Raw genomic sequence first — 20,519 nt, 5'->3', positions numbered from 1 at the left:
TTCAAAAATTCAAACCGTAAAAATACCCAATATATGGATGGGAATAAAATTGATTTAAATGGAAACCGGCAGACCCCCGTGAGAGCAGTCTGCCGGAACAACCCAAAAACGCCGGTCGTTATTTTAGAAGTGTAAGTTTTTTTGAAGCTGAAATGTTTTTGCCGTCAGCGCCCGTATGGTTCAGTCTGTACAGATAAACTCCGGAACTGAGACCCATTTTGGTAAAATCGACAATTCTGGAGTGATTTCCTGCTGTGAGGTACTCAGAGATGAGTGTGGCGATCTTTTCCCCCTGCATATTGTAGAGCAACAGTTCGGTTTGACCCTCACTCTGCAGGGTAAATGAAAAGGTAGTCGAGGGATTGAAGGGATTGGGGAAGTTCTGATTCAGAGTAAAATCAACCGGGATTCCGTTTTCTTCCTCCACCGAAGTAGTGCCCGATAATTTGTAGATCGCGCTTTTATCGCCAACTGCCCAGCCGGTTCCGTTTGGAGTGAACACAACCGATCGGAAGTTTTCAAACATCGGTACAGGGTTTGTTGTCTGAGCAGTCCATGTTGTGCCACCATCTGTTGTCTTGTAAATTCCATGATTACCGAGAAAAAACATTGTCCTGCCGACAACATAACCCGTGTTAACATCGGTGAAATGAACACCGTGGAAATAGTATGGGCCTGTGGTAATTGTGGTTGTAGCCTGCCAGGTTGCACCCCCGTCGGTGGTTTTATGAACGAGATTGTCCTGTCCCCAGGTATCCGAGACAAATCCTGTATTGGCATCAAGAAAATGGATGTCGCGAACCTCTGCAAAATGGTTTACCTGTGTCCAGGTTGATCCACCATCTGTCGTCCTTAAGAATTTGGAACCACCACCAATCCAGCCGATATTGCTGTTATAAAATTTAATGGATTCAAAACCCGAAGTTACATTCGTGGGTACTGTCTGCCAGTTCGTTCCTCCGTTGGTGGTCTTCAGCAAGAGTCCGTCAGTTCCGGCAGCCCAACCGTTATTTTGATCATGGAAAAATATGGCGTCAATGCTCGAGAGGTTTGGTGCCCCGGTGGTCTGGGCAACCCATGTAGTCCCACCGTCAGTTGTTTTGCTTATTTTGCCAAATGTACCACAAATCCAGGCGGTAGTGGTGGAGATTGCATAAAATCCCCTGGTATCGTTAATATTGGTGTTTGCCTGACTCCATGTATTGCCTGCGTCAGAGGTACGAAGCACTTTTGATTCAGCAGCGATCCATCCATTTGAGTTGTCGAGGAACTGCACTTTCACAAATCTCATATCAGAAACGGGCGAAGAGACCACTGTCCATTGGGCTGAAACAGTGAGGGTAATAAAGAAGCCGAGCAGCGTTATATTAAACAGAATTTTTATCATTTCGATTACCTTAAATTGTTAATTGTTTAATCGCAATTTAAGGTGGGGCCATATCAGGGTCAATAACGCAAATGTGTCATTTTACAAGGTTTTCCCGCAATGCCTTTGCGACTGCCTGAGCCTTGGAGGTCACTTGCAGTTTGCCGTAAATGTTACGGAGGTGGTTCCTCACAGTTTCGTAACTGATGAAAAGATTGTTCGCTATTGTATGAGAATCCGTGCCGTCGACCAGACAGGCAAGAATTTCATTCTCTCTTTGGGTCAGTTTATAATCATTGTTTGCAGGACTTCCTGTTTTGAAGAAATCCACAACCTTCCGTGCGATGTAAGGTGACATCGGGGCACCACCTGATACCACTTCTTCTATTGACGATATTATCCTGCCAGGTGGGGTGTTTTTCAGAAGATATCCATCGGCTCCTGCCTGCATTGCATTAAATATGTTTTCGGAATCGTCGAAAATCGTCATCATGATTATTTTCAGGTCGGGATTGAGGTCTTTCAGGAGCGGGATTGCCTCGATACCCGATTTCCCTGGCAGGTTGATATCCAGAAGAACCACTTCAAACCCTGTTGGCGATTCAAGTGCACTTTCGACAGAGGGAAATGCGGCTACACAACGAAAGCCGGGTGAAAAACCAAGAAAACTCACCAGTCCTTCGCGGAAGTCACGGTGGTCTTCAACTATGGCGATTTTTATTTCATTCTTTTCCATGTGCTAAAATCGTGAAACTTTGCCGTTGATGAAATAGTCCAAACGGGTCATTTCTTCATCTCCCGATGGATCTCGATTATAGTGCCTTTTCCCTCCCCGGTTGAAATTTTTACTTCCGCACCGATCTCTTCACACCGCTTTCGGATATTTTTAATACCGTTTCCGCCGAGTTTTTCAGCCTGCGACTCCATCCTGAAACCCCTGCCGTTGTCACAAATTACAATCGAAATACCGGTTGCCTCACTACTGATCGAAATCGAGATGAGGTCAGCCCCCGAGTGTTTTACTGAATTGATTACAGCCTCTTTTACTGACAGGTACATGTTTCGTCTGATTTCGTCCTGCAGTATCATGGATGTATTTCCCATTTTTGAAAATTCGAATCTTATTCCTGCTGCCTCACACAATTCACCTGCCAGTAATTTTATTCTAAGCACAAGATTATCAACCGAATCATTTTCGGGAGAGACCGACCATACTATGTCCCGCATAGCCTGCTCCGCCTCCTGAAGAAGTGAAGCCGACTTCCCGATCATTGTTTTTGCCACCTCTTCATTCTCTCCGAGTATACTGTTTGCCGACTGAATGTAAAGCCCGGCACCGCTTACTGTGGAAGCGAGATCGTCGTGAAGATCACGGGCGATTCTATCGCGTGTTTTTGCCCTCTCCGCCATTACAAGGTTTTCCTTCTCCAGAGCTTCAATCTTTTTCCGCATTTTTCTTTTTGTGATCATTATCGGAATTGACACGATAGTCGAGAGCGCTATGATTGATGCGAGAGCCGTAAACCAGACGGTCTTCCAGAATGGAGGGGTTACGACAATCTTTGCGAGGAAGGTTTCATCGCTCCACACCCCTTCACGGTTTGAAACTTTTACAATCAACCTGTAATTACCGGGCGGAATGTTTGACAGATCAACTGTCCTCCTGTTTCCGGAATTTACCCACTCTTCCGTCAAACCTTCAAGTTTCCACATATACCCGTTGTACGCAGGATTCTCAAAATTCAGTGCCGCCATCTCGAAAGAAAAGAAGTTTTCGTCATAATTCAACTCCACTTCCCTGTTGACTATTCTGTTGAGAGAAGGTTTGTTAAATATCCTGAAATCGGTCAATGCCACCTTTGGTTTTACCGTGTCGGGAATCATCTCACCGGGATTAAAAACGGTAATGCCGTCTGTCCCTCCAAAATAGAATTTCCCGTCATTTCCCCTTAAATATGAATTCTGATTGAAACTGCCTGACGCAAGTCCGTCACTTTTTGTATAATTCCTTGACTTCAGTGTCAGAGAGTTTATTTTGGAGATTCCTTTGTTCGATGAGACCCATATGTTGCCCGACTCATCTTCGAGAATTCCGTATAGCGTGTTATTGGCGAGCCCCTCAGCGGTTGTAAGAGTTCTTACAGTCTTCAGGTCAGCCCCAAGCCTACTCACACCGCCCCCCATCGTGGCTAACCAGATGTTTCCATTTCTGTCTTTATGAATTGCCATTATCTTGTCGTTGTTCAGCTTGAGCGGGCTGTTTGCCTGAGTGCTGTAGCGGGTGTGGGTCATGTCCCGGGTATTGATCCTGAGCAGCCCTTCGGAATTTGTCCCTGCCCAAAGATATCCGTCATCATGGAGCAGTGAAAGGATGTAAGTATCTCCTTCCTGTCCAAAGTCGGCATGGTAATTGAATATTTTATAGTCTCCGGTTACCGGATTATATTTTATTATCCCGCTGACGGTCCCGATCCAGAGGTGTCCATCTTTGTCTTCGGTAATTGAAGTAACTCTGTTGATCCACTCATCAACCGAGGGATTTGCCCTGAAAGGAATTGCAGTTGTACCCGGTCTGTCACCCGTAAACTGCAGTTTCAGCAACCCCTTCTTGGTACCTGCCCAAATATCCCCCTTACTGTCTCTGAACAACCGGTACACCAGCACTCTATCAAAACCGGGAGGTAAATTTTGATTTTTGATGAATTTCCCAGTTTTCAGGTCCAGCGTGTAAATTCCTCCGGTTGTACCTGTCAGGATTTTGGAACCTGGTAATTCGATCATCGAAGTGATCCGGTCGGCCTGCGGGTTGATCCCTGAATCATCATCTTCTGGATAGTTGATAAACCTGCCACCCCGTTTCTCCAGTTTGATCAAACCCGAAGAGGTACCCGTCCAGATATTGCCTGCATAATCCTCTGATATGGCGAAAATCCTGCCGTCGATCTTTATTGTCTCTTCATTTTCTCCTGGTATAAGTTCATTAAAAACCTTCCTCTCTTTATCCAGACTAAAAAATCCTTCCGAAGTGGCAACTCTGATCACACCTTTATCATCGATGTGGAGTTTGTACCCGTCAAAGGAGGGCGGAGTGGCTACACTCAACACCCTGACCACCCTCTTAAACTCTCCAACGGGAACATTATATTCGAACAATTCCCCGGACTTTGAAAGCACCAGTACTGTCCCCTCTTTTATCTCAGAAATCATAATCACATCGAAACCTGTAGCAACTCTCGTCACTTTTTTCGACCTGTCAACGAGAAGAAGGTCTTGTCCGGAATAAAAAACAATCACCTCTTCCCCCTTTTGTGATTTAACCGCGCCTTTCTTTACTTCGTCAAGTTTTACAGAGGTGAGATCCGAAATCCGGGTAAGAATTACCCCATCCGGAGAAAGGAAGATCATGTGGTTTTTATCGAATTTTACAGGAAACCCGTTGTAAACTGCCTTAAGAAGCTTCCCTTTGCTATCCCTGAGCAAAGAAAATTTGTTTGTCCTTCTGTCGAGCAGATTGATTTCACCACTCACCGCTGTAACCCAGGGTCTGTCAATGCCGTCGATAGCAACATTCAAGAGATTGTTGCTGGAAAGAGAATAACTGTCTCCTGGAGTGTGATTGAAGTTCCTGAATTCGTGTCCGTCATACCGGTACAGACCGTCCCAGGTCGCAATCCAAAGGAAACCTGCAGAGTCCTGTTGAATTGACCTGACTGCAGACGACGAAAGGCCCTGCTCAACTCCGATGAAAACAGGTCTGTACTGGCAGAATATTTGTTGCCAGAGAACAAGCGTCAGGATCAGATAACGGAATCGCATCTTTTCTCCTTGACTGTACGGCAATTTCCATGGTTAATTCCGGGAACTGTGGATTCCTTCATGTCTGCTTGGTGATTTTTCAAATTTTTGAACGGGAAACTGCAAAGATACCCATTAGAAAAATTCTAATAAAATGCTTTGAAACCGTGAATTATGAGTCAAAATTCATTTTAAATTTTGTTCTTAAATTTAAAACTGTATATTAGTATTCGTTCACTGTCATCTTTTTTATCAACTATACGCACAGGTACATGTTTGGATGAAATTTTTACCCGGGATGAACTTGCTGAAAAGCTCGGAATCTCGAAAAGAATTCTTGCAGAATGGGAAAAAGAGGAGCTCGTAAAGCATTCCGGAATATCGGACGACGGCACGGAGCTCTATTCCCTCTATCAACTTGAAAGATGCCAGCATCTTAAAAAATTGCATGATTTGGGTTATGGTATCGAAGCAATCAAAAAGATAATCAAGAAGGTTGGCCTTCCCAAAATGTCGGTTGACAGCGAGAGATACAGACTGAATGTCACTTTTTTAACCGTTGGTCAACTCGCTGAACATGTAAAGGTAAGCCCGAGAACAATAAAACACTGGGAAGACATGGGAATAATCGAACCCGAGATGCGAAGTGAGGGTGGATACCGGCTCTATGCTCCGAACTATATTTTTATCTGCAATCTCATCAAAGACCTTCAGTTGTTCGGTTATTCACTCGAGGAAATCAAAAAGGTCGCAGATAAATTCAAGGTCTTCCTCGGTCTGACTCAGAACCTTGAGTCGCGCCCCTTTGATGAGGCTGAGCAACAACTCGAAGACCTGCTTGCTGCGGTGGATGGCTTGTTCACAAAAATGGAGCAATTCAAAGAGGGTATTGTCAGATGGGAGGATATTCTTCGGAAAAAACGAAAGGAAATTGTCTCACTGAAACAACGAAATGCTAAAAGAGTCGCAGACTCAAAAGGAAAAACCCAATGAGATACTCAAAATTGTATCCTTTGTTGAGAGAAAAATATTCCATTGAATACGACTCTCTTATAATCGATGAGCTTGATCTAAAAATAAGTAATCATGAGTTCAAAAGCGACATCACCGGGCTCTACCCGGAGGGAGATGAATATTCGGATCTCAATCCACTCGTAAAAGCTCTGATGAAATATTACCTCTCGCAAAATGAATTTTCCGACCGCTATCTTCTGAAGATGCTTAGCGTCCCCGACAGTGAGGTCGAAGAAAACAACCGGTTTCAATACTCAATTTTGTCCGATTCAAGAGTTGAAAAATCCTCTTCCGCTATAATTCTTCTTCATGGTTTGAATGAACGAGGCTGGGAAAAATATCTCACATGGGCATACTCTCTTTTGAAAAAAACAGGCAAACCCGTGATTCTTTTTCCCAATGCGTTCCATATGAACAGAGCCCCGAAGTGCTGGTCAAATTTCAGACTGATGAACGAAATTTCGAATGAACGGAAAAATCTTCTCCCCGGAGTGGTACTCTCCAGTCCCGTTAATGCGGCAATTTCAACGAGGCTGCAGTTCGTTCCACAAAGATTTGTCTATTCCGGAATACAAACCATCAGGGATATCATCGCTTTGGCCGGGGATATCAGGGATGGTCAGATCAGCGGACTTCACAAAGGAACCACCGTCGATTTCTTCGGATATTCGATCGGAGCTTTCATCGCCCAAATTATCATGATGAGCAATCCTCTTGGTGTTTTTAACAGTTCCAGATGTGTCCTGTTTTGCGGGGGAACCACCTTAAACAAAATGGCTCCCGTCAACAAATACATACTCGACAGTGAAGCCGCAAATACCATTCAGGATTTTTATGTACATAAACTTGAGCAAAACCTTCTGGTGGATGAAAGACTCAGGTCTCTCTTCGGATCGGAATCGGAAGAAGCATTTCTGTTCAAAGCAATGCTGGGGCATGATGAAAACCTCCCTGTGAGAAAACGGTACCTTGCCAAGATCAGGGACAGGATATTCGCAATGGGACTCGCCAAGGACTCCGTTATCCCTGCCGGTTCAATTCGGGATGCGCTTATCTCTGATCATCCAAAAAAAATCAGATTCGAATTGATAAATCCCGGATACAATTACACACACGAGAATCCGTTCCCTCTACTTCTGAAAACGGAAAATGAAGTGGAACAGGAGTTTGAACAAATATTTTCAAAGGCGGCAAATTTCCTGAGTTAGAAAGGAATTTGCTTTTTAATAAGAGAGATCCTCCGTAAGCATTCTTTCATATTTTTAAATTTTTCCGTCAATCTCCATATTTCGAGAACCTGTGATCAAGCGAGTTACGGTCTGAAAGAATAATTATCGAATCGTATTATTATACTAAACTATTTTATAAATATTGACATTTTTCTTGTTTGTCATTTAGAAGAAATTTATTTTAGGGTATAAAGTAATTTTAAATTCTGAATTAGAACAAGATTCTCAAAATGAAAAAAATAGTCATAATTCTGCTGGTGTTTTTTCTGACAATCGTGAGTGTGATACTCTTCCTTCGCCCAAAGGAAGTGTCACAGGATATGACTGTCAAACTGAAGGAAAAATACTCCAAAAAACATGTCCCGTCGGTGGATCACTCAAAATTTGCAGTACTTCAAAAGAAATTCAACCGCCCTCAGGAAATTACTGAGGCCTGTATTTCTTGCCACACCGAAAGACACAAAGAAGTGATGAAATCAAGTCACTGGAACTGGGAACGGGAAGAGTATGTGAAGGGTCGCGGCATCATTCACATCGGGAAACACAACGCGATAAACAACTTCTGCATCGGAGTGGAAGGTAATGAGCAAAGTTGTGCGAAATGCCATATCGGTTTTGGAATGACTGACGCCTTAAAAGGGTACACGGATTCCACAAATATCGATTGCCTTATCTGCCATGACAATTCGGAAACCTACGCAAAAGGTTCTGAGATGGGTGGCGCTCCCGATCCAAAACTTGATCTTAACAAGGTGGCTCAAAGTGTTGGTCAGCCAAAACGGACAAACTGCGGAGTCTGTCACTTCTTCGGCGGTGGCGGAAACAATGTTAAGCATGGCGACCTCGATAAAGCGATGTTTGACGGTTCAAAAGATATCGATGTTCATATGGGTACTGATGGTGCCAACATGTCGTGCGTCGATTGCCACACTTCACAGAACCACCTGATGAAGGGGAAGGTTTATTCACTTTCTTCGATGAACCGTGACAGATCAACCTGCGAACAGTGCCATACGGAAAGCCCGCATGAAGCTGCAATTCTAAACGAGCACACGCTTAAAGTCGCATGCCAGACCTGCCATATCCCCGTGTATGCTAAAGTAAACGCTACAAAAATGGAGTGGGACTGGTCAACGGCGGGTAAGCTAAAAGACGGCAAGCCCTTTGAGATCGATGACAAAGACGGAAACCACACCTACCTCTCAATAAAAGGCAGCTTCACCTGGGGAACCAATGTAAAACCCGATTATATCTGGTTTAACGGTACTGCGGATCATTATTTAATTGGAGACACGGTATCCGACACAACAAAACCGCTTCAGGTAAACACACTTAACGGCTCCTATTCCGATCCCGAGTCGAAAATTACCCCCGTTAAAATTCACAAGGCAAGACAACCATATGATCCTGTCAATAAAATGCTTATCCAACCCAAACTTTTCGCCGACAAAAAAGGTGAAGGAGCTCTCTGGAAAGATTTTGACTGGATCCGGGCTTCCCGCGTTGGCATGGAGGAAGTGGGACTTCCATTCAGCGGTCAGCTTTCATTTATAAGAACCGAAATGACCTGGCCCGTTAATCACATGGTCTCCACTAAGGAGAAAACGGTTTCTTGTACCGAATGCCACAGCCGCAATGAAAGCAGACTCGCCGGATTAAATGACTTTTACATGCCCGCAAGAGACCATTCACCCGTGATCGATACAGCCGGTAAATGGATTATTTTCCTGAGCATCCTCGGTATCTTTGCTCACGGCTCACTGAGAATATTCTCGAACCGTAAACAAAGAAAGGAAGGCTCAAAATGAAAAAACAGGTTTATATCTACAGATCATTCGAAAGATTCTGGCACTGGACTCAGGCATTCCTGATATTTTTCCTCGCAGCAACAGGGTTTGAGGTGCATGGATCATTCAAGTTCTTCGGCTATCAAAATGCAGTCGAATACCACAACATAGCTGCCTATGCTTTCATAATTCTTATTGCCTTTGCGATTTTCTGGCATTTCTCAACAGGTGAGTGGAAACAGTATCTCCCCACTTTTACAAATATGAAGGCACAGATCAATTTCTATCTGACCGGTATTTTCAAAAATGCACCACATCCTACAAAGAAAACGGTGCTTAGCAAGCTGAATCCTCTTCAGAGACTCGTTTATCTGGGACTGAAACTTCTCGTCATACCCGTCATGGTGGCTTCGGGACTGCTCTATATGTTCTACCGCTACCCTCAAAAAGGGACAATTGTCGGACTGAACATCGACACCATCGAGCCGATTGCCCTCTTCCATACAGCCGGTGCTTTCGCATTGATCGCATTTATTGTGGTTCACCTTTATCTGATTACCACAGGTCATAAACCGACTACAAATCTGAAAGCCATGATTACCGGGTATGAAGAACTCGATGACGAAACAGGGGAAGAAAACACAAAAAAAGAGGTTGAACCTGTCGCAGATTCAGCCGTAAAAATTGAGAATTGAGGTTTGACATGAACGAAACAAAATATATGAATCCCTATCTTGCAGGCTTTTTTCTTGGTCTGCTGTTGCTCGTAACAATTTTTGTGACCGGACGCGGTTTGGGAGCAAGTGGTGCAGTTAAAAGCGGCGTGGTTGCTACCGTAAGCAGTGTGGCACCCTCACATGCTCAGGAATCCAAATTCTACAAGGAATATCTCGATGAACACGAGAACAATCCCTTGAAAAACTGGCTCGTTTTCGAAGTGCTGGGAGTAATCGTCGGCGCCTTCATTTCGGGACTTGTATCCAACAGGCTCAACTTCACACTTGAAAAAATTCCGACCGTTACCACCAAAACGAGGGTGATTACCGCATTTATTGGCGGGGCACTCTTCGGTCTGGGCTCACAGCTCGGAAGAGGTTGCACCAGTGGTTCCGCACTTAGTGGAATGGCGGTTATGTCAACGGGTGGACTGATAACTATGTTCGCAATTTTTGGAGCTGCATATGCTTTCGCATGGTTCTTTAGAAAATTGTGGCTCGTGGAAGGAGGTAAATAATGGGACCATTAGTGCCCGATTTTATCGGAAATGAACTGAATTTTGTAGTAGCTATCCTTATCGGAATCGCTTTTGGATACATCCTCGAGCAGGCGGGGTTTTCAACCTCCAAAAAACTTGTAGGCCTGTTCTATGGATATGATTTTACCGTTCTTCGCGTATTTTTTACAGCCGGTATCACGGCGATGATCGGAGTAGTCATCCTCGGACATTACGGACTCCTCGACCTTAGCCTGATATATGTTAATCCGACTTTTCTTTGGTCAGCAATCGTTGGTGGCTTGATTATGGGTCTGGGATTCGTTATCGGAGGATTTTGTCCCGGTACAAGCGTTTGTGCAGCCGCTATTGGTAAAATTGATGCGATGATTTTTGTTGTCGGCGGTGCTTTTGGCGTTCTCTTTTTTGCCGAAGGTTATCCGTGGTTTGAAGAACTCTACAAAGCTGAAAACTGGGGAAATGTAACCATGTTTGATACGCTGGGAATATCTCAGGGCATCTTTGCATTCGGTATGACTGCAATGGCAGTGGGTGCTTTCTGGTTCACTACCTGGGTCGAAAAGAAGGTAAACAAATCTGAAAACCCCGAACTGCAGCCTAAAAAACTCTATCTGGGTCTCGGACTAACCCTTTTTGTTCTCGGAATTGTGACCATCTTCATGCCCGAAAGAAGAACAGAACTTCTCGCTGATGCTGCAACAGCCGCCACTTCCGAAAAAGTGAACACAGTATCAGTGGATGAACTTGCTTTCAAACTTCTTGATAACGACAAAAAGCTTCAGATAATTGACCTTCGTCCTGCAAAAATGTTCGCTCAATTCAGCCTTCCCGGCTCAGTAAACATGACATTTGAAGAACTTTTCGGCAAGGATGCATTCAAGATTCTCGCCCTTAAAGACAAAAAAATACTCTTCATTTCCAACACCGAAGCAGATGAGAAAAAGGCAGCTTTCATAGCCGATGAACTGGGATACAAAAACTTCTCAATCCTCGAAGGCGGTCTCGACACATTCAAAAAGGAAATCCTTGAATACGCTCCAAAATCCGAACCCGTCACCCGTCAGGAGAAAGACACACACAGGTTCCGCTCAAGAGCAGTAAACGAACTTCCCGTTCTCATTCAGAACGCCAAGAAAAGCGCCGCCCCCAAGAAGAAATCCGCAAGAGTAATTGGAGGATGCTGATTAATCCAATAATGCAATAATGCAGTAATATTTCATTAAGAATATTCACCGGCAATCTAAAAACCGATAGTTGAATCATTATTGCATTATTGGATTACTGCATTATTGGATTATCCTTTATCTTTCCATTCCTGATTTTTTAATTTTTGAGAGATATGAGCAAGCAAGAGATTAAAGAGAATGCTGTAAATATTGCCGGTTTTATGCCGTCAACATTGAGGCCTCCGCATTCTATCGAGATTGAGCAATTTGTTTTGGGCGCACTTCTGATTGATCCTGAATCGATAAACAAGGCTGTAGCCGTAATCGACAAGGATGCGTTTTACAAGCCGGCACACCAGTCGATATTTACCGCAATGCTTTCTCTCTATAATGAGCGGGAGCCTGTGGATGTATCCACCGTTTTTAACGAATTGATGCGGCTAAAAAAGCTTGACGATGTGGGTGGTCTCGGATATCTCTCCGAACTCGGGAACAATATTTCTTCCGCTGCAAATGTTGAATATCATCTCAAAATTCTCGTTGAGAAAAAGATTCTCCGCGATCTGATTTCCGTCTCCCATGGAATTGCAGGTAAGGCTTATCAGGCTGAGGACACAGCACTCAAAATACTTGATGAAGCTGAATCGAAGATTTTCCAGATTTCCGAAACCCGCTCGAAGAAAACCTATATCGACATGAAACGGGCGGTTACTCAGACGATGGAGTATATCGAGATCGTCCACACTAGAAATGCTGCCGGTGTTGTTGGTGTTCCGACAGGTTTCTACGACCTCGATGAGATGCTCGGCGGCTTTCAAAATTCCGATCTGATCATCCTTGCGGCAAGACCTTCGATGGGGAAAACCGCTCTTGCCCTCTCATTTGCCAGAAATGCGGCTGTTGATTTCAAACTTCCCGTGGCAGTATTTTCCCTTGAAATGGCGACAACTCAGCTTGTTACCCGTTTAATTTGCGGTGAAGCAAAAATCTCGGGTCAGGCGATCAGAAAGGGAAGAATGAGCGCGGAAGAGAGCTCCAGACTCGCAAGATATGGCGCCAAACTCGCAGACGCTCCGATGTACATCGATGACATGCCGGGTCAAACGGTGCTGGAGATCAGGGCGAAATCTAGAAGGCTGAAGGCTGAATACGGAATCAAACTGATAGTGATCGATTATCTCCAGCTCATGCAGGGACATACCGACACCGAGAGCCGTGAACGGGAAATTTCAATGATCTCCCGGTCGCTAAAAGGACTTGCGAAGGACCTCGACATCCCCATTATTGCGCTCTCGCAGTTGAATCGTGAATCAGAAAAAAGAGTGGACAAAAAGCCGATGCTCTCCGATCTTCGTGAATCGGGTTCAATTGAACAGGATGCGGATGTGGTTATGTTTATCCACAGACCCGAATATTACGGCAAGGAAGTGGACAACGATGGTAACTCTCTGAAAGGTATTGCAGAAGTGATCATTGCCAAACATAGAAACGGTCCCGTAGGAGATGTGAAACTGAAATTTTTACACGAATATACCAAGTTCGAAAACCTTGCACACTTCAATCCTTATGCAGCACTTCCCGAGGATGGTAAAAGCCCGATGTAGGAGATTTTAGGTGTTAGGTATTAGGTATTATTTTCAAACCATGAGACTTTAATGTCCTGCCGGGTAAATCCGACTCCGACCAGGAAAATCTTTTTGCCGGATGAGAGATATTTTTCGTAATATTTTTTCGCGAGAATCTGTTTCAACCCTTCTTCGGGAGGAAGATTAAACTTGAATTCGAGGATGTATATTTTGTCAGGAAACTCCATCACGCCATCGATTCTACCGATATTTGTACTCACCTCTGCCTCCACTTCGATACCTGACAGGTACATAATCATTATAAATAATGAATGATAGAACCTCTCCTGCTCAATGTGTAAATTGGAGGGAATTTGAGCAAACAGGAATCGCAGTGCTTCCTCGAATCCCGTAAAATCACTCTCCTCTAAAGCATCTTTAAGCACTTTTGCTTTGGTCTTGATATCATCTGCGGCTCTGTTGGCAGCGTTAGCAAAAAGATAGTCAAAATATGAACTCTGCACTTCATAATTTGGGAAATCCAGCAGAAACTCTTCCTCGCCTTTAATTGACTTCTTCTCCTTTATAGTCAAATAGCCTGTCTGAAAAAGAAAGTTTTTTGCAGAGATATTGGTCAGGCTGTCCACATCAAATGTGTAATAATTTGCGGTTACATTTCTAAAAAGGTCAAGACCCGGCTTGCTGTTTTCAATAAACTTTATCAATTGCGAAGGGGTGCCTGTGGAGAACCAGTAGTTCTCAAATTTACCGTTCTTAAGAAAATTAAGAATTGAAAACGGATTATATAATTTCTCTTCTCCGTCCCAACTGTAACCATTATACCAGAATTTTACTTTTTGCAACAGCTCGGTATTTGAAATTCCAAATTCGTCTGCCAAAATTGAAATGCGGTCACCAAAATAAGACTTAAGTTCTGTCTGAGTATATCCAAACAAGGTGCCAAATTCCTTGTTCATGGAGATATCAGACATTTGATTAAGACCCGAAAAGAGGGAAACTTTTGAAAACTTGCTTATCCCGGTGATAAATACAAATCTGATATACTCATCCGATGCCTTTATTCGGGCGAAAACAGACTGAAGAAAATCCCTCATACTTAAGGCAATTTCTGTTTTATAGAGATGATCTGTCAATGGTTTATCATATTCATCAACCAGAATCACGACCCCCTTGTTGTATTTCTTATAAAGTTCTTTAATCAGGCTGGAAAAATAATTTGAGGGGATATTTGATTGAACATCCAGATTTTCCTCGTTGGCAATTTCTTTGAATCTGTCCATCAATGATTCACTGAAATTTGCCAAAGTACTTAGCTCCATGTCCGAGAAATCCAACCTGATAACGGGATGTTTCTGCCAGTTGGGGTAGTCATATAATGCGAGCCCGCTAAAGAGCTCTTTATTTCCCAAAAAGAACCCCTCCAAGGTTGAGAGAAAAAGAGATTTCCCAAACCTTCTGGGACGAGCCAGGAAAGCATATTTATGCGAATCGATCAACCGGGAGATGAAACCGGTCTTATCTACATATATATAGTCATTACCCATCAAATGGGAAAAGGTTTGGATTCCTAAAGGAAGTCTTTTCATTGATTTCTTTTTGTCAAATTTTTGTTATTCCATTCAATAAATATAATGATTTTTTGAAATGAAAGTTAGCTGATGCAGTGTTGTATTTAGTTGAGCTGGAAAACCCATATTCTACCCATTTGTCGCCACAAGGATATTTCCAAGGTTTTAGGTTTTAGAATAGTCACCTCAAAAACTTAAAATTTGTCGGTTGGACAATCGGGACGATTGTCGCTCCTTTTCCGAAAATAACAACTTCAGCCTTCAGCCCACCGATATTCAACCTTCAGTTATTCAGCCCTCAAATATTCAGCCCTCTATCAACCTTCTCAGTCTCGCAAGGTTTTCGAGGTCTTCGAGTTGTTCCTTGCCTTTTGGGGTTTCGAGGATTTTTGGGATGTGCTGCAATCTTTTATCATTTAGCAGATTCCGGAAGCCATCGAGACCGATAAACCCGTCACCGATGTTTTCGTGACGGTCAACCCTGCTGCCGAGTGGTTTTTTACTGTCGTTGAAGTGGAAAGCCTGCAGGCGATCGAGTCCTATGATTCTGTCGAATTCGGCTATTACACCTTCATAGTTTGCGGGGTCTTTTATATCATAACCTGCGGCAAAGATATGTGCCGTGTCAATACAAACTGACATTCTTTCCTGCTCTTTAACAAGTGCAATGATATCACGGGCGTGTTCAAATTTGTATCCGATTGCAGTCCCTTGTCCGGCTGTCAGTTCAATCATGCTTTTAACTTTGAAGCCGGGTGTCCGGTCGTGGATGATGTTCAGAGCGTGAGCTATTCGTTTAACTCCGAAGTCCTCCCCTTCACCAAGGTGTGCACCGGGATGGAAATTGAGCTGCGGGATACCGAGCATTTCACACCTTTCGAGTTCATCCACCATGGCATCCACTGATTTATTAAACATTTCATCGGCAGGGGCACCAAGGTTAATCAGGTAGGAATCGTGAGCCATCACAAATTTGATGCTGCTTTTCGCAATTCCAGCCTTAAAAGCTTCGGCATCTTCGAGTTTTAGAGGTGGTGCGCTCCATCTGTTGTTGTTTTTTGTGAAAATCTGCATTGCCGTAAAACCGAGATTCTCAGCGAGAGGTATGGCAGCATTTACTCCCCCCTGAACAGAAGTGTGGGCTCCGAGTAACTGGTCATGTGGATTCATTCAAATTCCTTTTTTGTATTTTAGACTGGAACAGCAAAAAGATCCCGTTCCGGTCTCTTTTGTAAGGGAGTTGTTATGGTAATTCTTTTACAATTTCATCTATTGAGTCATCAACTGACAACGGGGTAATTCCCAGAGACAGAAGCCTTGATATATCCAAAGAAACATCTACCACGCGGGGAAGGTTCGGAAAATCATCGAGAGATTTGAGCACAAGATATTTTTCGTCAAGCCCCGCTTTTTTTGCAAAACGCGAAAACAGATCAGCCCTCGATGTCCTTTCGGGTGCCCCAAAGTTGATAAATTTCTCTGTTGTCCCGTTTTTCACAAGATTAGAGAGCATTCTTGCACCGTCAATTACTGATAGTGATGAACGAAACTGATCATGAAACAGCACCACTTCCTGCCCTGACCTGACTTTGTTGTATGCCTCCTGGAAAAATGCTTTCAGTTTCCCTTTTGAAAACCCGTACATCAGTGCAACACGGAGAATCAGATATTCATCGGTGTTCTCCATAACTGCATGTTCGCCATCAAGTTTGGTAGAAGCGTAAAGGGAGAGAGGGTTGAGCCTCCCCTCTTCTTTCACCATGCCGCCTTCATCTCCCGAATAAACAAGGTCGGTTGAAGTATAGATGATTTTTGCAGAGTACTCTTTTGAAAGTCGGGCGAGGGTGCCTGAAGCGGTGACATTTATCGCCTTCACATCCTCTTCAGTAATTGCAAGAGCATGGGAGACTGCGGTTATTCCCGCGAGATGAATCACGAGTTCAGGCTGAAATTTCTTGAAAAGTGCTGCAAGGGCGTATTCATCCCTGATGTCTGCAATGGTAAAATCACAGTCAGGGTTTTGATGGGGCGTGCTGTGGAAAAGGGCATGTACCGAATGTTCTCCCGCGAGCAGAGGGACAAGCCTTTGCCCGAGAAAACCACCGACACCGGTTACTAAAATTTTGATTTGGCTACCAGCTTATTTTTACACCTGCAATTAAATAATTTACATCGTAACCGTCAAATTTATTATACTGATAACCGATATTTATAACGGTTCGCCAGGTGGCATACCAGTCTATGCCCGCCGAGAGCATCATTTCCTGATTCTCATCCTGATTATAGATAGTGTACAGGTCGTTGTCATAGTAGTATGCCCTCTTCCCGAAAGAACCGCCGAGTTTGCCCACCCATCCCGGGGTCAGGAGATAATTGAATTTTAACGCAACCGAGAGCAGATTTCTCTTGTTTTTACTCTCCATACTCGAAACAGAATTATCGGTTGTCAACATCGTAAAAACCGGTCTGACGGAGAGATACCAGACATATCCGCCGTAGTAATCCACTCTGGCGGTCACCTGATTAACATTCCTTTTCTCAAATCCGTTAAGGTACATATGGTTGATGCCGGCTCCGAAATAGAAGGATTTCTCTCTTAAAAGAACTTCGGCACTGTAAATATTCAGATAATCATAAGAAATGTAACCCGTGGTATCGTCATATTTTCCGTTGATATGTCCGTAAGAGAATTTTGCATAAAAGGGATCGAAATTTAGAGTGACACCTGCGGTACCCAGGTGCTGTTTATATCCCCAGATGCCGCCGTCTTTATGGAGATAGTCGTATCCTATCGTGAGGTGGTGCCTGTAATTAAGACCTGTTGTAAGGAAAACGGAACCGCTTTTTGAAGTGGTGCCATCTGAGTAGGTGCCGTAAGTACCGAAGGTTGAAGTGTAAACCTGCAAAGAATCGGCAAATACCCCGACAGATACAATAATCATCAGAAAGAGAATTTTTCTCATTTAATAAGTCCCAACCCTTTTATGGCGAGTGTGTCACCCTTGCTGACTAAAAGCACATTGTTAAAACTTTCTCTTGCTTTGTCGTTGTAGCCGAGGGCAAACATAGTATAACCGTAAGCGAGGTTGGCTTCATAATCGCTTGGATAAGGGTTCAACACTCTCTCAAGATATGCTTTCGACTTTTCCCAGTCTGGTTTGGCTTTTACGAAAGATTCATTGAATTTTGCGAGTCCCTTGTAGTAATAAATCTGTCCGAGGCGGAGATTTGCTTCCTTGTTGTTGGGGTCAAGTTTAATTATCTGGTTGTAAAGTTCTTCAACCTTTGCCCACTCGTTGTTTTTTGCGTATGGCAGTCTGAGACCCAGCCTGGCTTCGATGCTTGCCGGTTTTAATTTAATGGCAGCTTCATAATAAGCTGTTGATTTTGTAAAAGCCGAATCATAATAGTTCAAGTATCCCAACCGGAGATTCAGGAGATAACTTGTTTTATTTGCGACATAAAATTCGTCGAGAACAGCGATCGCCTCCTTTATTTTACCATCTTTTTCGAGATCAATCGACTGGTTGAATGCCCAGGTCAGGTCTTTATTTACCTGAGATGCAATATCGACGGCAAAGAAACCGATTACGATAACAATTGCCGTGATGCTGAGAGCAGCGAATTTTTTCATTTATCTTCTTCCTCGTTTATAATACTTTTGACAAAAATCTTATCTTTTCCCTGCTGATCGAAGCTGAAAGACTCGATCTGCCCGTCATCATTAACCACCACCTCTGTTTTGTAGTGACGGTTAAACCAGGCAAACAGGAAATTACCGGTAAGTGATATTTCACCCTTTAATCTCATCTCTTTTTCATCTTCATTTTTGTGATACTTGAAATTTCCTTTTGAATGGATAAAAGTACCAAAAAAGATGAAAAACTCGGAAAGAAAGCGGACAAAACCGACAGGTAGTTCCGAAATGCTGTAGGAATCTTCCCAGATCAATCCCTCGTGATAACTTAACGGAGCCTGCATCGCTGCAAGGTAGAAATAGTAGAGGGCACAGTCTCGGTTACCCGAGAAACTGCTAAAATAGAAAACTTTTCCCGATGTGTAAATATAAGCAACCGCACCGGCAGTTGATTCAATATATTTGGTACTGGTGATGTCAATCCCGATTTTCCACTCCTCAAGCTTTGTCTCACCTTTGTGCTGATATTCAAATTTGTAGGTTTCACCAAATCTGAAATCGAAAGCTTTTGCGAGGGTTTTGTGTTTTTCCAGATTCTGAACCATGGAATTAACCTTCGGATAATCGAATGATTTCAGAGCAAGCTCCCCTTCACTTTTTTCAAGATAAAATGCGAACGGGAACTTGTGAGTGTGTCCTCCGATTGTGTCATCAATCTGGAACTGGAAGTGAAGGTGAGGGTATGGCGATCTTCCGCTGTTTCCACATGCAGCGATAATATCCCCTTTATCGACTATCTGACCTTCCTCGACTTTTATCGAGCCCGGTTTAAGGTGCGAGAGTGCAGAATAGAGCCCTTCGCTGTGGTCGATTACAATGGTGTTTCCCCAGTTTTTCGCAATATTTGATTCACCGATGACATTGTCAGGAATTCCGTCAACCACCTTTACAACCTTGCCATGCAAGGGGGCACAGACAGGAAGTCCGTAGCAAAAATAGTCTTCCACTACATCACCTTCATTCTCAAACTGCTTGCCGTCCTCGGTGAGAATGAAATCCCATGCATATCTCCATTTGTCCTTGTGAGTGTATTCACCGTCAAACGCCTGAGAGATGGTCCACTCACCCCAAACGGGGAGTTCAGGGAAGAACAACTTAAAATTGTCGAATCTTGCCTGCCTGTTCTGATGGTAATACAAATTCTCTTCAGGTGAACCCGGTTTGAAGTAGAGCAAGACAAGATCCGTCTGGTCTTTTCTGAATTTTAGACTGTAGATGGTAGCAAGTGTAACAAAATTAAAGGGGAGCACGAGCACAGGCAATCCGTAACCTGTCAGGAGAATCGAGAAAAAACCCGTCATAAGAACGATCACAGCAGTCGCAAAAAGAGTAAGCATAAAACTCTTCCCCGAGGGGAGTACGAGACTTCCGCCAAGGGCAAAAGCGGTAATAATGGCATTAAATCCAACAATTATAGCGAGGCTTTCAGACTGCCCCGGGAGGAGCAATTGGAGCACCAGTCCCGAGAGGAAAAAGGAGGTAATGCTGAGAACAAACAAAGCCCTCGAGAAAACAAGAATCGCAAGTGCAATGATAACACCCGTAATGATGTTCGGCTGAAAGTAAATCAGGGCAAGTGACTTGAAATAATTCTTGACTAATACAGGCAGGAATGAGAAATATTGAACATCCGTCTGGTTTTGAGCGAGTTGAATGTCTGAATAATTCCCCAGAAATACGATATAGATAAAAACCGTAATCACAAATGGAAGGCTAAGACCGGGCAGATTAAATGTAACCGCAAGGTGATTCTCGAGCACAGCGGATATAAGAAACGATATGACAACGAACAGCGGAATGAGGAGCAGGAACAAAGGCGTCAGTTCATAATAGAAAACGGTGGCTGCCCCGAAGAGAATTCCATTGAATCCGTAGAATCCCGATTCTATTTTTGCCGGTTCAAACCTGAGCAGATAAGCAGTATAATTGCTCAGAATCACCCCGAGGAGTGACATAAGAGCGATTTTGGGCGATGCGAAAGTTGCCAATAGCACAACAGCCCCCAGCCATCTCCTGTTGGAAAACAGGATCTGGCTGTAGCTGAAGAAAACTGAATTCAGAAAGAATTGCACAGAAA

Annotated in this window: 16 protein-coding genes; 7 read left to right on the top strand and 9 right to left on the bottom strand. The window is 43.6% G+C overall.

Annotation, left to right across the window (positions count from 1 at the left end):
- Nucleotides 1-118: 118 nt before the first annotated feature.
- The 3 genes from J0L60_03465 to J0L60_03455 all read right to left on the bottom strand — a co-directional run bounded on the left by J0L60_03465 (nucleotide 119) and on the right by J0L60_03455 (nucleotide 5,182).
- Nucleotides 119-1,387, bottom strand: coding sequence for a T9SS type A sorting domain-containing protein (locus J0L60_03465; GenBank protein ID MBN8545170.1), 1,269 nt, complete (start codon nucleotides 1,385-1,387; stop codon nucleotides 119-121).
- 76 nt (nucleotides 1,388-1,463) lie between these two features.
- On the bottom strand, nucleotides 1,464-2,102 hold the full coding sequence (locus J0L60_03460; protein MBN8545169.1) for a response regulator transcription factor: 639 nt from the start codon (nucleotides 2,100-2,102) through the stop codon (nucleotides 1,464-1,466).
- Nucleotides 2,103-2,149: 47 nt separating this feature from the next.
- Nucleotides 2,150-5,182, bottom strand: a complete 3,033-nt coding sequence (locus J0L60_03455) for a hypothetical protein (GenBank protein ID MBN8545168.1) — start codon at nucleotides 5,180-5,182, stop codon at nucleotides 2,150-2,152.
- A 255-nt stretch (nucleotides 5,183-5,437) separates the two neighbouring features.
- Here J0L60_03455 and J0L60_03450 point away from each other — a divergent pair, with 255 nt between their 5' ends.
- The 7 genes from J0L60_03450 (at nucleotide 5,438) to dnaB (ending at nucleotide 13,195) form a co-directional block, all read left to right on the top strand.
- Nucleotides 5,438-6,154, top strand: a complete 717-nt coding sequence (locus J0L60_03450; GenBank protein MBN8545167.1) for a MerR family transcriptional regulator — start codon at nucleotides 5,438-5,440, stop codon at nucleotides 6,152-6,154.
- The gene (locus J0L60_03445) at nucleotides 6,151-7,383 is read left to right on the top strand and encodes a hypothetical protein (protein ID MBN8545166.1); all 1,233 of its coding nucleotides are present in this window, start codon (nucleotides 6,151-6,153) and stop codon (nucleotides 7,381-7,383) included. Before J0L60_03450 ends, J0L60_03445 begins: the two co-directional genes overlap by 4 nt.
- Before the next feature lie 251 nt (nucleotides 7,384-7,634).
- Nucleotides 7,635-9,212 carry a tetrathionate reductase family octaheme c-type cytochrome gene (locus J0L60_03440; GenBank protein ID MBN8545165.1) on the top strand — a complete coding sequence of 526 codons (1,578 nt, stop codon included), beginning with the start codon at nucleotides 7,635-7,637 and terminating at the stop codon, nucleotides 9,210-9,212.
- Nucleotides 9,209-9,886 (top strand): cytochrome b/b6 domain-containing protein, encoded by a 678-nt coding sequence (locus tag J0L60_03435; protein ID MBN8545164.1) that lies wholly within the window; start codon nucleotides 9,209-9,211, stop codon nucleotides 9,884-9,886. The genes J0L60_03440 and J0L60_03435 overlap by 4 nt, the downstream gene beginning before the upstream one ends.
- 8 nt (nucleotides 9,887-9,894) lie before the next feature.
- Nucleotides 9,895-10,425 (top strand): YeeE/YedE family protein, encoded by a 531-nt coding sequence (locus J0L60_03430; GenBank protein ID MBN8545163.1) that lies wholly within the window; start codon nucleotides 9,895-9,897, stop codon nucleotides 10,423-10,425.
- Nucleotides 10,425-11,609 (top strand): YeeE/YedE family protein, encoded by a 1,185-nt coding sequence (locus J0L60_03425; protein ID MBN8545162.1) that lies wholly within the window; start codon nucleotides 10,425-10,427, stop codon nucleotides 11,607-11,609. Before J0L60_03430 ends, J0L60_03425 begins: the two co-directional genes overlap by 1 nt.
- A 203-nt stretch (nucleotides 11,610-11,812) precedes the next feature.
- Nucleotides 11,813-13,195: a replicative DNA helicase gene (dnaB, locus tag J0L60_03420; protein ID MBN8545161.1), complete on the top strand. Its 1,383-nt coding sequence runs from the start codon at nucleotides 11,813-11,815 to the stop codon at nucleotides 13,193-13,195.
- A 20-nt stretch (nucleotides 13,196-13,215) separates the two neighbouring features.
- Here dnaB and J0L60_03415 read toward each other — a convergent pair whose 3' ends face one another.
- From J0L60_03415 to J0L60_03390, 6 genes are all read right to left on the bottom strand, one after another.
- Nucleotides 13,216-14,763, bottom strand: a complete 1,548-nt coding sequence (locus tag J0L60_03415; protein ID MBN8545160.1) for an AAA family ATPase — start codon at nucleotides 14,761-14,763, stop codon at nucleotides 13,216-13,218.
- 288 nt (nucleotides 14,764-15,051) lie between these two features.
- On the bottom strand, nucleotides 15,052-15,915 hold the full coding sequence (locus J0L60_03410; protein MBN8545159.1) for a deoxyribonuclease IV: 864 nt from the start codon (nucleotides 15,913-15,915) through the stop codon (nucleotides 15,052-15,054).
- Nucleotides 15,916-15,988: 73 nt separating this feature from the next.
- Nucleotides 15,989-16,873, bottom strand: coding sequence for an NAD(P)-dependent oxidoreductase (locus J0L60_03405; GenBank protein MBN8545158.1), 885 nt, complete (start codon nucleotides 16,871-16,873; stop codon nucleotides 15,989-15,991).
- A gap of 4 nt (nucleotides 16,874-16,877) precedes the next feature.
- Nucleotides 16,878-17,708, bottom strand: a complete 831-nt coding sequence (locus J0L60_03400) for a hypothetical protein (protein MBN8545157.1) — start codon at nucleotides 17,706-17,708, stop codon at nucleotides 16,878-16,880.
- Nucleotides 17,705-18,379 carry a hypothetical protein gene (locus J0L60_03395; GenBank protein MBN8545156.1) on the bottom strand — a complete coding sequence of 225 codons (675 nt, stop codon included), beginning with the start codon at nucleotides 18,377-18,379 and terminating at the stop codon, nucleotides 17,705-17,707. The genes J0L60_03400 and J0L60_03395 overlap by 4 nt, the downstream gene beginning before the upstream one ends.
- Nucleotides 18,376-20,514, bottom strand: coding sequence for an urea transporter (locus tag J0L60_03390; protein ID MBN8545155.1), 2,139 nt, complete (start codon nucleotides 20,512-20,514; stop codon nucleotides 18,376-18,378). Before J0L60_03390 ends, J0L60_03395 begins: the two co-directional genes overlap by 4 nt.
- Nucleotides 20,515-20,519: the final 5 nt, after the last annotated feature.

Source organism: Ignavibacteria bacterium (genome assembly GCA_017302895.1).
Classification (GTDB): domain Bacteria; phylum Bacteroidota; class Ignavibacteria; order Ignavibacteriales; family Ignavibacteriaceae; genus UTCHB3.
Note: the sequence above shows the minus strand (reverse complement) of the source record. Positions and strands in the feature narration are given on the sequence as shown.